This window comes from Streptomyces sp. NPDC101160, assembly GCF_044768205.1.
Classification (GTDB): Bacteria; Actinomycetota; Actinomycetes; order Streptomycetales; family Streptomycetaceae; genus Streptomyces.
Genome location: NZ_JBIWPJ010000008.1, coordinates 292073 through 305604, shown reverse-complemented (window position 1 = coordinate 305604; position 13532 = coordinate 292073). Strand labels below are relative to the sequence as shown.

Genomic DNA, 13532 nt, shown 5'->3' with positions numbered 1-13532 from the left:
TGTTCGACGACCACCAGTTCGAAAGGGCGCTCCATGCAACGCTTCACGCAACGTTCCTTCGCACGAAGAAGTCTCCTGGGAGCCGCCGCGGCCACCGGCGCGGCGGCTCTCCTCGGCCCCCTCGGCGCCACCGCCCACGCGGCCGGCGCCGGGGGCCGCTGGCCCGGTTCCTTCCGGCTGCCGGACGGCTTCGCACCCGAGGGCATCGCCATCGGCCACAGCCCGTACGCCTACTTCGGCTCGCTCGCCAACGGCGCCGTCTACCGGGCCTCGCTGGCCACCGGGGAGGGCCGGATCATCCACGAGGGGCTGGGCGACGGGCACATGACCGTCGGCCTCAAGATCGACACCGCCGAACGGCGACTCTTCCTCTCCGGCGGCTACAGCCGGGAGATCCGGGTCGTCGACGTCCGCACCGGCGCGCTGCTGCGCCACTTCACCGGGCTCGGCGCGGACACCACCATGGTCAACGACGTCGTCCTGACCCCCGGTGCCGCCTGGTTCACGGACTCCTACCAGCCGCAGCTCTACCGCCTCGCCCTCGACCGCGCCGGCGAGCCGGTCGGTGCTCCCGAGACCGTGCCGCTCGGCGGCGACTGGACCCAGGGCCCCGACTTCACCGCCAACGGCATCGCCCGCACCTCCGACGGCCGGGCCCTGCTCGTCGTCAACACCGTCGCCGACGGCGGCACGTTGATGCGCGTCGACCCGGCCACGGGCACCGCGACCGCCGTCGACCTCGGCGGACTGAAGATCCCCAACGGGGACGGGCTGCTGCTCCTCGGCCGCACCCTGTACGTCGTCCAGCAGGTGAACAACCAGGTCGACGTGGTCCGGCTGAACGCCGCCGGCACCCGCGGCACGGCCGTCGCCCGGATCACCGACCCGCGCTTCCGCATCCCCACCACGGCCGCGGCCTGGGGCGACCGGATCTATCTCCCGAACGCCCGCTTCGACACGGAGCCCACGCCGACCACCGACTACGACGTGGTCGCGATCGACCAGGTCTGACGGACACGACCGGCAGACGCGAACGGGAGGGGCGGCCGCGCCGCCCCTCCCGTACCGGTCACTCCTCGGCGCCGTCCGCGGAACCGCCCTCGTCGCCGTCCCCCGAGCCGTCCCCGGCCTCGGGCCGCTCCTGCTCCGGCCGCTCCTGCTCGGGCCGCTCCTGCTCCGGCCGCTCCGGCTCCGCGCCCGGCACCGCCTCCGGGCCCGGCTGCTGCGGCTTCGGCGGCCGGGTCCGCTCGCCGGCGCTGTCCCGGAGGTACGAGGCGTCACCGCTCTCCGTCGCGTGCCCCGGGCCGCCCTGGCCCGGCTCGCGGCGCCGCAGATAGCGCTCGAACTCACGGGCGATGGCCTCGCCGGACGCCTCCGGCAGCTCCGCCGTGTCCCGCGCCTCCTCCAGTGTCTGCACGTACTCGGCGACCTCGCTGTCCTCGGCGGCCAGCTGGTCGACGCCCACCTGCCAGGCCCGCGCGTCCTCGGGCAGCTCGCCCAGCGGGATGCGCAGGTCGATCAGGTCCTCCAGGCGGTTGAGGAGGGCCAGCGTCGCCTTCGGGTTGGGCGGCTGCGACACGTAGTGCGGGACCGCCGCCCACAGGCTCACCGCCGGCACCCCGGCGTGCGTGCAGGCCTCCTGGAGGATGCCGACGATGCCCGTAGGACCCTCGTAGCGGGTCTCCTCCAGGTCCATCGTGCGGGCCAGGTCGGGGTCGGAGGTGACGCCGCTGACCGGCACCGGACGGGTGTGCGGGGTGTCGCCGAGCAGCGCACCCAGGATCACCACCATCTCCACGCCCAGCTCGTGCGCGAAGCCCAGGAGCTCGTTGCAGAACGAGCGCCAGCGCATCGACGGCTCGATCCCGCGCACCAGGACCAGGTCCCGGGGCTTGTCGCCGCCGATCCGCACCACGGAGAGCCGGGTCGTCGGCCAGGTGATCTTCCGGACGCCGCCGTCCATCCACACCGTGGGCCGGTTGACCTGGAAGTCGTAGTAGTCCTCGGCGTCGAGCGCCGCGAACACCTCGCCCTTCCACTCCCGGTCCAGGTGGGCGACCGCGGCGGAGGCGGCGTCGCCGGCGTCGTTCCAGCCCTCGAACGCGGCCACCATGACCGGGTCGATCAGCTCGGGCACCCCCTCGAGCTCGATCACCCAGCGCCTCCTTCGTCGAAGTTCCTGTCGTACGGACCAACCTTATGCCTTTCGGGCGGCCCGCCCGCAGCCCTCGGACGCGCCCGAAGGCCGGTTCGGTTGTGATCGACTACCCAGGAACTCCCGTCGGCACGCGTACGCGCGTCCCTCCTCGTTCACTCCTCCCAGAGCGTGCTGGGCGCCTCCTTCCGCACGACCGGGGCGATCTCCTCGGCGAACCGCTCCAGGGTCTCGATCTGCTCGGCGGTGGACTGCCCGAAGGCGTCGACGGTGATGGACTGCAGGTCGTGGCCGTACACCTCGTGGTAGCCGAGGATCTTGTCGATGATCTGCTGCGGGGAGCCGATGAGCTGCGGTCCGCCCGCGATGGCGTCCTCGATGGTGCGGAACGGGGTGTTGTAGCCGGCCTTCCCCTCCAGGTGCGGGCGGAAGGTCTGGCGCACCTTCGCCTCGTAGAGGTCCTTGTAGCGGCTGACGGCCTGCTCGGCGGTGTCGGCGATGAGCAGCCCGCCGGAGCCCGCCGCCACGCGCGCCTCGCGCGGATCGTGCCCGTACTCCTCGAACTTCTCGCGGTAGTGGGCGATCAGCCGCGCGTACGCCTCGCGGGGCTGGATGGCGTTGGCGGTGAACAGCGGGTCGCCGTGGCGGGCGGCGAGTTCGGGGGAGTTGAGGCTGGTCGCCGAGCCGTGCCAGACGCGCGGCGGGCGGCCGGCGTACGGGCGGGGGACCGTGGTCACGTTCTTCAGGGCGGGCCGGAACTCGCCCTCCCAGTCGACGCCTTCCTCCGTCCACAGCCGGCGCAGGAGCTCGTACTTCTCCTTCTGCAGGTCCCACTGGCGCGCCTCGTCCAGGCCGAACAGGTCGAAGTGGCCGGCCTCCGCGCCCTTGCCGATGACGAGTTCGAGCCGGCCGCGGGAGAGCAGGCCGAGCGTGGCGTAGTCCTCGGCGACCCGCACCGGGTCGAGGATCGCGACGACGGTGACGCCGGTGAGGAGCCGGATGCGGGAGGTGCGGGCGGCCAGCGCGCCGAGCACCACCGAGGGGCTGGAGGAGAGGAAGGGGCCGGCGTGCCGCTCGCCGACGGAGTACGCGTCGTAGCCGAGCCGCTCGGCGGCCTCGCCGACCGCCAGGACCTCCTCGAGCCGGTCGGCGGCGGCGGGCAGTTCGCCGGTGAGCGGGTGCGGGGCATGGCCGATGAGGGAGAGCACCTGAAACTTCATGCTTCAACTCTGCGCGCGGAGTGTTGCGTTGATGTGGCGGGCGCATGGCGCGCGCACCGGCATGCGTAAGGGGCGGCCTCCATGGGAGACCGCCCCTTACCACCTGTGGGGGGTGACTAGTTGCCGCGCAGCATGTCCTCGACCTTGCCACGGATCTCGTCCGTGGCCAGGCCGCGGATGGTCAGCGTGGTGCGGCGGCGCAGCACGTCGTCCGCGGTCTCGGCCCACTCGCGGTCGCGGGCGTAGGCGACCTGGGCCCAGATCTCCGGCGCGTCCGGGTGGACGCGCTCGGCGAGCTCGGGGTTCTCGTTCGCCATCCGGGCGATGTCGAAGGAGAGCGAGCCGTAGTGGGTGGCCAGGTGCTTGGCGGTGTCGGCGGCCATGCGCGGGCCGGGCGCCGGGCCGTCGACGAGGAGCCGGTGGGCGACTGCGTTGGGGTTGGCGATGCCCGGCAGCGGCAGCCGCTTCGGCAGCGTGGCGACCGGCTCGTAGTCGTCGCCGAGCGGGTGGCCCGGCAGCGACTCCAGCTTCTTCATGATCGTGCGGCCGATGTGGCGGAAGGTGGTCCACTTGCCGCCGGCCACCGACAGCATGCCGCCGCGGCCCTCGGTGACGACCGTCTCGCGCTTGGCCTTCGAGGTGTCGCCGGGACCGCCCGGCAGCACCCGCAGGCCGGCGAAGGCGTAGGTGATCAGGGAGCGGTCGAGCTGCTGGTCGCGGATGGAGAACGCGGCCTCGTCCAGGATCTGGGCGATGTCCTTGTCGTTGACCGCGACCTCGCCCGGGTCGCCCTCGTACTCCTCGTCGGTGGTGCCGAGCAGGAGCATGTCCTCCCAGGGGAGGGCGAAGGTGATCCGGTACTTGTCGATCGGGGTGGCGAGCGCCGCCTTCCACGGGGAGGTGCGCTTGAGGACCAGGTGCGCGCCCTTGGAGAGGCGGATGGAGGGGGCCGCGTTGGGGTCCTCCATCTTGCGCAGGTGGTCGACCCACGGGCCGGTGGCGTTGAGCACCAGGCGTGCGTCGACGCCGAACTCCTCGCCGGACATGCGGTCGCGCAGCTCGGCGCCGGTGACCCGGCCCCGGGTGAAGCGCAGGCCGGTGACCTCGGCGTGGTTGAGGACGACCGCGCCGGCGTCGACCGCGGCGCGGACCGTCATCAGGGCCATGCGGGAGTCGTTCATCTGGTCGTCGCCGTAGACGGCGACGGCCTTCAGGTTGTCCGTGCGCAGCTCCGGCACGTCCTGGGCGGCCTTGGCGGGGCTCAGCAGGTGGCCGACGCCGTCACCGAAGGCGGACAGGGCGCTGTAGGCGAAGACGCCGGCGCCGAGCTTGGCCGCGCCGTGCGGGCCGCCCTTGTAGACGGGCAGGTAGAAGGTGAGCGGGTTGGACAGGTGGGGGGCCACCTGGCGGGAGACCGCGCGCCGCTCGAAGTGGTTCTCGGCGACGAGCTTGACCGCGCCGGTCTGCAGGTAGCGCAGACCGCCGTGGAGCAGCTTGGAGGAGGCGGAGGAGGTGGCGCCGGCGAAGTCGCCGGCGTCCACCAGGGCCACCCGCAGCCCGGACTGCGCGGCGTGCCAGGCGGTGGAGATGCCCAGGATGCCGCCGCCGATCACCAGGAGGTCGTACGTCGCCTTGGAAAGCTGCTCTCTGGTCTCGGCGCGGGTCGGAAGGGAACCGGCGGCCGGGTGCATCCCCAGGGAGGGGAGGCTCTGCAGGGTGGTCATCGCGCGTTACTCCTCGTCAGTTCTCTTCTTCGTCGAGCCAGCCCATGGAGCGCTCCACGGCCTTGAGCCAGTTCTTGTACTCGCTGTCGCGCTTGTCGGCGTCCATGCGAGGGGTCCACTCGGCGGCCCGGCGCCAGTTGGCGCGCAGCGCGTCGGTGTCGGGCCAGAAGCCGACGGCGAGGCCGGCGGCGTAGGCCGCGCCGAGGCAGGTGGTCTCGGCGACCATCGGGCGCACCACGGGGGCGTCCAGGAAGTCGGAGAGGGTCTGCATCAGCAGGTTGTTGGAGGTCATGCCGCCGTCGACCTTGAGCGCGGTCAGCTCGACGCCGGAGTCCTTCGTCATGGCGTCGGTGATCTCGCGGGTCTGCCAGGCGGTGGCCTCGAGGACGGCGCGGGCGATGTGCGCCTTGGTGACGTACCGGGTGAGGCCGGCGATCACACCGCGGGCGTCGGAGCGCCAGTACGGGGCGAAGAGACCGGAGAAGGCCGGCACGAAGTAGGTGCCGCCGTTGTCCTCGACCGAGGAGGCCAGGGTCTCGATCTCGGCGGCGGACTTGATGAGGCCCATCTGGTCGCGCATCCACTGGACGAGCGAGCCGGTGACGGCGATCGAGCCCTCCAGGGCGTAGACCGGCTTCTGGTCGCCGATCTGGTAGCCGACGGTGGTCAGCAGGCCGCTGTAGGAGTTGATGATCTTGTCGCCGGTGTTCATCAGCATGAACGTTCCGGTGCCGTACGTGGACTTGGCCTCGCCCTCGGCGAAGCAGGTCTGGCCGAACAGGGCGGCCTGCTGGTCGCCGAGCGCGGAGGCGACCGGGACGCCGTCCAGGAGGCCGCCCTTGACCGTGCCGTACACCTCGGCGGAGGAGCGGATCTCCGGCAGCACAGCGGCCGGGATGTCCATGGACTGCAGGATCTTCTCGTCCCAGGCCATGGTGTGGAGGTTCATCAGCATGGTGCGGGAGGCGTTGGTGACGTCGGTGACGTGGTGGCCGCCGTCGACGCCGCCCGTGAGGTTCCAGATGACCCAGGAGTCCATGGTGCCGAAGAGGATGTCGCCGCGCTCGGCGCGCTCGCGCAGGCCCTCGACGTTGTCGAGCAGCCAGCGGACCTTCGGACCGGAGAAGTACGAGGCGAGCGGCAGGCCGGTCTCGCGGCGGAAGCGGTCCTGGCCGACGTTGCGGCCGAGCTCCTTGCACAGGGCGTCGGTGCGGGTGTCCTGCCAGACGAGCGCGTTGTGGACCGGCTCGCCGGTGTTCTTGTCCCACAGCAGCGTGGTCTCGCGCTGGTTGGTGATGCCGATGGCCTTGACGTCGGCCGCGGTGATCCCGCCCTTGGTGAGGGCGCCGGCGACGACCTCCTGGACGTTGGTCCAGATCTCGATCGGGTCGTGCTCGACCCAGCCCGGCTTCGGGAAGATCTGCTCGTGCTCCTTCTGGTCGACGGAGACGATCCGGCCGTCCTTGTCGAAGACGATGCAGCGGGAGGAGGTGGTGCCCTGGTCGATGGCGGCGATGAACGGGCCGGTGGTGTGGGCGTCGGTCACGGTGTGCTCCAAGGGAGGTCTGGAAGAAGGACGGCTCAGGCGAACGCGATGTTGTAGATACCCGCGGCGATGGCGCCGCCGACCAGCGGGCCGACGACCGGGACCCAGGCGTAGCTCCAGTCGGAGCCGCCCTTGTTCGGCAGCGGGAGCAGGGCGTGCACGATGCGCGGACCGAGGTCACGGGCCGGGTTGATGGCGTAACCGGTCGGGCCGCCGAGCGAGAGGCCGATGGAGACCACGACGAACGCGGTGATCAGGGCGCCGAGGACACCGAGGCCCTTGCCGCTGTCGTTGAGGCCCTGGGTGAGCACGGCGAGGACCAGCACGACGGTGCCGATGATCTCGGTGGCCAGGTTCTGCCAGGGGTTACGGATCTCCGGGCCGGTCGAGAAGATGCCGAGCACCGGACCGGCGTTCGGGGCGGCCTTCTGGTCGACCATGCCCTCCTCGTGCGGCGTCGAGATGATCGACTCGTCGGTGAGGTGGGCCCGGAACTGGCCGTAGTACGTGACCCAGACCAGCACCGCGCCGAGCATGGCGCCGAGCAGCTGGCCGGCGAGGTAGACCGGAACGTGGCTCCAGTCGCCGTCCTTGATCGCTATCGCGATGGTGACGGCGGGGTTCAGATGGGCGCCGGAGAGGGAAGCGGTCATGTAGACCGCCGTCATGACGGCGAAGCCCCACCCGAAAGCGATCGCGAGCCAGCCCGCGCCGCGGGCCTTCGAGCTCTTGAGCGTCACGGCGGCACAGACACCGCCGCCGAGCAGGATGAGTACGGCGGTACCGATGGTCTCGCCGATGAAGATGTCGGAGCTGGACACCCGCGACTCCTTTGTCCTTCGTCCAGGGGAAGGCGAACCAACGAGTTCCCTCCGGTGGTTCGCGCCCTCGTGTGAGGGCGTTGACGGCCCTTGGCACTGTCACACCTTAGCGCGTATTGCCGGTAGCTGTTCGACAATGCCGACCGATGAACGGAAGTTTTGCGCCACGGTTAACAGCACGTCAAGGGTGCTGAGCACGAAAAACCCGCCGATAACGCGATCGTTACCGGCGGGTTCGGATGTGTTCGGTCGTGCGGGGTCTACGGGGCGGAACGCATGCCTCCGGGCCGTACGGCGTGCCCGCGGCCTCAGAAGCGGCCGGCCCCCAGATCCCGGGAGACGGCGCGGGCGCAGTCCCGTACCGCGGCCACCAGCTCCGAGCGCAGCTCGCCCCCGGCACAGACCCGCTCCACCGCGCCGGTGATGGCCACCGCGCCCACCGGCATCCGGCGCCGGTCGTGGATGGGCGCGGCCACCGAGGCCACGCCCTCCCAGGTCTCCTCCACGTCGGCGGCCCAGCCCCGCGCACGGGTCGTGTCGAGCAGCGTCTCGAAGTCGGTGAGGTCGGTGACCGTACGGGGCGTGAAGGCGTCCCGCTCGGCCTCCACCACCTCGCTGTGCGCCACCGGGTCGTACGCCGAGAGCACCTTGCCGAGCGCCGTGGAGTGCAGCGGCTGCATGGCCCCCACCTCCAGGACCTGGCGGCTGTCGTCGGGCCGGAAGACGTGGTGGACGATCAGCACGCCCTGCTGGTGCAGCACGCCCAGGTGGACGCTCTCGCCGCTGGAGCGGGCCAGGTCGTCCGTCCACACCAGGGCCCGGGCCCGCAGCTCGTGCACGTCCAGATAGCTGTTGCCGAGCCGCAGCAGCTCCGCGCCCAGCTGGTAGCGGCCGGAGGCCGGGTCCTGCTCCACGAAGCCCTCGGCCTGCAGGGTGCGCAGGATGCCGTGCGCGGTGCCCTTGGCGAGGCCGAGCGAGGAGGCGACGTCGGACAGGCCGAGCCGGCGCTCGCCGCCCGCGAGCAGTCGCAGCATCGCCGCCGCCCGTTCAAGCGACTGGATGTTCTTCGCCATCGCCCGGCCCTTTCTCACCACATGCTGTTCGACAATGCTGAACACTATCGGTCGATGCCGACCTTGCGTCACACCTGACAGTGTCGTCCAAGAACGGGCCGTACCGGGAGTCCCCGCACACAGGATGCCGTCCACCAGCTGGAACCCCATGTCCACCCCGGCGTCCGCGCGGTTAGTCTGGGCCCGTGCACCCTCCGCCGAGAGTGCAAAGCCGACAGCCGTCGCATCCCAGGGAGCTCATTCCATGGCCTCGTCGCCGACCCCTTCCGCCGTCCCCGCGACCGCCGCCCAGCGTGCCGACGCCCTGCGCGAGGCCTTCGCCTCCCGGGTCGTCGTCTCCGACGGAGCGATGGGCACCATGCTCCAGGCCCAGGACCCCTCTCTGGAGGACTTCCAGCAGCTCGAGGGCTGTAACGAGATCCTCAACGTCTCCCGCCCGGACATCGTCCGCTCGGTCCACGACGCCTACCTCGAGGTCGGCACCGACTGCGTCGGCACCAACACCTTCAACTGCAACTTCTCCGCGCTCGGCGAGTACGACATCGCCCACCGCATCCAGGAGCTGTCCGAGGCGGGCGCCCGGATCGCCCGCGAGGCGGCCGACGCGTACACCGAGAAGACCGGACAGCAGCGCTGGGTGCTCGGCTCCATGGGCCCCGGCACCAAGCTGCCCACCCTCGGCCACGTCGAGTACGGCACGATCCGCGACGCCTACCAGCAGAACGCCGAGGGTCTCCTCGCCGGCGGCGCCGACGCCCTCCTCGTCGAGACCACCCAGGACCTCCTCCAGACGAAGGCCGCGATCATCGCGGCCCACCGCGCCATGGCGGTCGCCGGCTACACGGTCCCGCTGATCACCTCGGTCACCGTCGAGACCACCGGCACCATGCTCCTCGGCTCCGAGATCGGCGCAGCCCTGACGGCTCTGGAGCCGCTCGGCATCGACATGATCGGCATGAACTGCGCCACCGGCCCGGCCGAGATGAGCGAGCACCTGCGCTACCTCGCCCGGCACGCCGGCATCGCGCTGTCCTGCATGCCCAACGCCGGCCTGCCGGTCCTGACCAAGGACGGCGCGCACTACCCGCTCTCCCCGGCCGAGCTGGCCGACGCCCACGAGACGTTCGTGGCCGAGTACGGCCTCAACCTGGTCGGCGGCTGCTGCGGCACGACCCCCGAGCACCTGCGCCAGGTCGTCGAGCGGGTCCGCGGCGCCGTCCCGCCGGTCCGCGAGCCGCAGCCCGAGCCGGGCGCCGCCTCGCTCTACCAGACCGTCCCGTTCCGCCAGGACACCTCGTACCTGGCGATCGGTGAGCGGACGAACGCCAACGGTTCGAAGAAGTTCCGCGAGGCGATGCTGGAGGGCCGCTGGGACGACTGTGTCGAGATGGCGCGCGACCAGATCCGCGAGGGCGCGCACATGCTCGACCTGTGCGTGGACTACGTGGGCCGCGACGGCGTCGCCGACATGAAGGAGCTCGCCGGCCGCTTCGCCACCGCCTCCACCCTCCCGATCGTCCTCGACTCCACCGAGGTCGACGTCATCGAGGCCGGTCTGGAGAAGCTCGGCGGCCGCGCGGTCATCAACTCGGTCAACTACGAGGACGGCGACGGACCGGAGTCCCGCTTCGCCAGGGTCACCCGTCTGGCGCAGCAGCACGGCGCCGCCCTGATCGCCCTGACGATCGACGAGAACGGCCAGGCCCGCACGGTCGAGGACAAGGTCGCCATCGCCGAGCGGCTCATCGCCGACCTGACGGGGAACTGGGGGATCCGCGAGTCGGACATCCTCATCGACGCCCTCACCTTCACCATCTGCACCGGCCAGGAGGAGTCCCGCAAGGACGGCATCGCCACCATCGAGGCGATCCGCGAGCTGAAGCGCCGTCACCCCGACGTGCAGACCACGCTCGGCCTGTCCAACATCTCCTTCGGCCTCAACCCGGCCGCCCGCATCCTGCTCAACTCCGTCTTCCTCGACGAGTGCGTCAAGGCGGGCCTGGACTCGGCGATCGTGCACGCCTCGAAGATCCTGCCGATCGCCCGCTTCGACGAGGAGCAGGTGCAGACGGCCCTGGACCTCATCTACGACCGGCGCGCCGAAGGCTACGACCCGCTCCAGAAGCTGATGGCGCTCTTCGAGGGCGCCACCGCCAAGTCCCTCAAGGCCGGCAAGGCCGAGGAGCTGGCCGCGCTCCCGCTGGAGGAGCGCCTGAAGCGGCGCATCATCGACGGCGAGAAAAACGGACTGGAGGCCGACCTCGACGAGGCCCTGACCACCACGCCCGCCCTCGACATCGTCAACAACACGCTGCTCGACGGCATGAAGGTGGTCGGCGAGCTGTTCGGCTCCGGCCAGATGCAGCTGCCGTTCGTGCTCCAGTCCGCCGAGGTCATGAAGACCGCGGTGGCCTATCTGGAGCCGCACATGGAGAAGTCGGACGCCGAGGGCAAGGGCACCATCGTCCTCGCCACCGTTCGCGGCGACGTCCACGACATCGGCAAGAACCTCGTCGACATCATCCTCTCCAACAACGGCTACAACGTCGTCAACCTGGGCATCAAGCAGCCCGTCTCCGCGATCCTGGAGGCCGCCGAGGAGCACCGGGCCGATGTCATCGGCATGTCCGGTCTGCTCGTGAAGTCCACCGTGATCATGAAGGAGAACCTGGAGGAGCTGAACCAGCGCGAGCTGGCCGCCAAGTACCCCGTGATCCTCGGCGGCGCGGCCCTCACCAGGGCGTACGTCGAGCAGGACCTGTACGAGATCTACCGGGGCGAGGTCCGCTACGCCCGCGACGCCTTCGAGGGCCTGCGCCTGATGGACGCCCTCATCGCCGTCAAGCGCGGCGTGCCCGGCGCGGCCCTGCCCGAGCTGAAGCAGCGCCGCGTCGCCAAGGGCGCGGCCACGCTCCAGGTCGACGAGCCGGAGCCGGGCGGCCGCTCGGACGTCGCCACGGACAACCCGGTGCCCACCCCGCCGTTCTGGGGCACCCGGGTCGTCAAGGGCATCCAGCTCAAGGAGTACGCGAGCTGGCTCGACGAGGGCGCGCTCTTCAAGGGCCAGTGGGGCCTCAAGCAGAACCGGGCCGGCGACGGACCGTCGTACGAGGAGCTCGTCGAGACCGAGGGCCGGCCGCGGCTGCGCGGCTGGCTGGAGCGCCTGCACACGGAGAACCTGCTCGAAGCGGCCGTCGTGCACGGCTACTTCCCCTGCGTCTCCAAGGGCGACGACCTGATCATCCTCGACGACTCCGGCAACGAGCGCACCCGCTTCACCTTCCCGCGCCAGCGCCGCGGCCGCCGCCTGTGCCTCGCCGACTTCTTCCGCCCGGAGGAGTCCGGCGAGACCGACGTCGTCGGCCTCCAGGTCGTCACCGTCGGCTCCCGGATCGGCGAGGCCACGGCCAAGCTGTTCGAGTCCGACTCCTACCGCGACTACCTGGAGCTGCACGGCCTGTCCGTACAGCTGGCCGAGGCCCTCGCCGAGTACTGGCACGCCCGGGTCCGCGCCGAGCTCGGCTTCGCCGGCGAGGACCCCGCCGACGTCGAGGACATGTTCGCGCTCAAGTACCGCGGCGCGCGCTTCTCCCTCGGCTACGGCGCCTGCCCCGACCTGGAGGACCGGGCGAAGATCGCCGAGCTGCTCCAGCCCGAGCGCATCGGCGTCCACCTCTCCGAGGAGTTCCAGCTCCACCCCGAGCAGTCCACGGACGCCATCGTGATCCATCACCCCGAGGCGAAGTACTTCAACGCCCGGTAATCGTCCGCTCACGATGCAGGGGTAAATCCCTGCGTTGTAAGTCGACGCGACGTACACTGGTTGGTCCAGTGCAGGCCGGTCGCCCACCCCCTTGCGGGTTGGGAGGCCGGCCTCTTCGTCCCTCCATGGAGGTGTGCCGGATGACCAGTACGGTCCCCGCGTCCTTGTTCCGTGCCAACGGCAGCTCCGCCCTGCAGGCGGTCTTCCTCGACATGGACGGCACCCTCGTCGACACCGAGGGCTTCTGGTGGGACGCGGAAGTGGAGGTCTTCGCCGACCTCGGGCATCGCCTCGACGAGGCATGGCGGGACGTCGTGGTCGGCGGCCCGATGACGCGCAGCGCCGGCTATCTCATCGAGTCCACCGGCGCGGACATCACCCTCGACGAGCTCACCGTGCTGCTCAACGAGAAGTTCGAGCAGCGCATCGACCGCGGCGTGCCGCTGATGCCGGGCGCCGAGCGTCTCCTCGCCGAGCTGGCCCAGCACAACATCCCGACCGCCCTGGTCTCCGCCTCGCACCGCAGGATCATCGACCGGGTGCTCGCCTCGCTCGGCCGCGACCGCTTCGCCCTGACCGTCGCGGGCGACGAGGTGTCCCGTACGAAGCCGCACCCCGAGCCGTACCTCACCGCCGCCCGCGGGGTGAACGCCGACCCGGCGCTGTGCGCGGTCGTCGAGGACACCGCGACCGGGGTCGCCGCGGCCGAGGCGGCGGGCTGCCGGGTGGTTGCGGTGCCCTCCGTCGCTCCCATCGCGGCCTCCGCCGGCCGGGTCGTGGTGCGCTCCCTCGAAGAGGTCGACGTGCCCTTCCTGCGCACGCTCATCGCCGGCCCGCACACCATCTGAGCCGCCCTCAGGCCCCGTCCCGGGCCCGACCCCAGACCCGCCCTCAGGCCGTCCACCGGAAAGACCCTGCGTGACCTTGGTCACGCAGAGTGCCGACCGGCGGGTGGCCTGTCTGCGTGCAGTGTCCGGAAACCGGCGGTTACACCCTGCCCAAGTGTCCCGATTCGATCATCCACGTACGAATCGTTCCCGTGCATGAGTATCGAACGGACCGTATTCATGGGCGTCCCGTGATCATCACGCGGACTCGCCCCGTCCGGCGGCAGCGGCGCCGCCCACTAGTCTTTCGCGAGTACTCCGCCGCACCCTCCGAGTGCCCCGGCGAACACCCAGAAGTCGCCGCGTACACAGGACCGATCGCACCCCTTCACGGCCCGATCGC

Annotated in this window: 9 protein-coding genes; 3 read left to right on the top strand and 6 right to left on the bottom strand. The window is 70.9% G+C overall.

Annotation, left to right across the window (positions count from 1 at the left end; translation table 11 throughout):
* Positions 1 to 33 precede the first annotated feature (33 nt).
* Positions 34 to 1011 carry an SMP-30/gluconolactonase/LRE family protein gene (locus ACIRSU_RS27125; protein ID WP_403797136.1) on the top strand — a complete coding sequence of 326 codons (978 nt, stop codon included), beginning with the start codon at positions 34 to 36 and terminating at the stop codon, positions 1009 to 1011.
* A 58-nt stretch (positions 1012 to 1069) separates the two neighbouring features.
* Here ACIRSU_RS27125 and ACIRSU_RS27120 read toward each other — a convergent pair whose 3' ends face one another.
* The 6 genes from ACIRSU_RS27120 to ACIRSU_RS27095 all read right to left on the bottom strand — a co-directional run bounded on the left by ACIRSU_RS27120 (position 1070) and on the right by ACIRSU_RS27095 (position 8539).
* A complete protein-coding gene (locus ACIRSU_RS27120) occupies positions 1070 to 2155 on the bottom strand; it encodes a PAC2 family protein (protein ID WP_403797133.1) in 1086 nt (361 codons plus the stop codon).
* A gap of 155 nt (positions 2156 to 2310) precedes the next feature.
* Positions 2311 to 3375, bottom strand: a complete 1065-nt coding sequence (locus ACIRSU_RS27115; protein ID WP_403797131.1) for an LLM class flavin-dependent oxidoreductase — start codon at positions 3373 to 3375, stop codon at positions 2311 to 2313.
* 116 nt (positions 3376 to 3491) lie between these two features.
* Positions 3492 to 5099: an FAD-dependent oxidoreductase gene (locus ACIRSU_RS27110; protein WP_403797129.1), complete on the bottom strand. Its 1608-nt coding sequence runs from the start codon at positions 5097 to 5099 to the stop codon at positions 3492 to 3494.
* A gap of 16 nt (positions 5100 to 5115) precedes the next feature.
* Positions 5116 to 6645: a glycerol kinase GlpK gene (gene glpK / locus ACIRSU_RS27105; protein ID WP_403797127.1), complete on the bottom strand. Its 1530-nt coding sequence runs from the start codon at positions 6643 to 6645 to the stop codon at positions 5116 to 5118.
* Positions 6646 to 6680: 35 nt separating this feature from the next.
* Positions 6681 to 7466, bottom strand: a complete 786-nt coding sequence (locus ACIRSU_RS27100; RefSeq protein ID WP_403797124.1) for an MIP/aquaporin family protein — start codon at positions 7464 to 7466, stop codon at positions 6681 to 6683.
* Between the two features lie 308 nt (positions 7467 to 7774).
* Entirely contained in the window at positions 7775 to 8539 is a 765-nt protein-coding gene (locus ACIRSU_RS27095) for an IclR family transcriptional regulator (RefSeq protein ID WP_403797122.1), read from the bottom strand.
* Positions 8540 to 8783: 244 nt separating this feature from the next.
* Here ACIRSU_RS27095 and metH point away from each other — a divergent pair, with 244 nt between their 5' ends.
* The gene (gene metH / locus ACIRSU_RS27090; protein ID WP_403797120.1) at positions 8784 to 12302 is read left to right on the top strand and encodes a methionine synthase; all 3519 of its coding nucleotides are present in this window, start codon (positions 8784 to 8786) and stop codon (positions 12300 to 12302) included.
* A 140-nt stretch (positions 12303 to 12442) separates the two neighbouring features.
* Complete coding sequence (locus ACIRSU_RS27085; RefSeq protein ID WP_403797117.1) at positions 12443 to 13150, top strand: HAD family hydrolase; 708 nt, start codon at positions 12443 to 12445, stop codon at positions 13148 to 13150.
* Positions 13151 to 13532 lie beyond the last annotated feature (382 nt).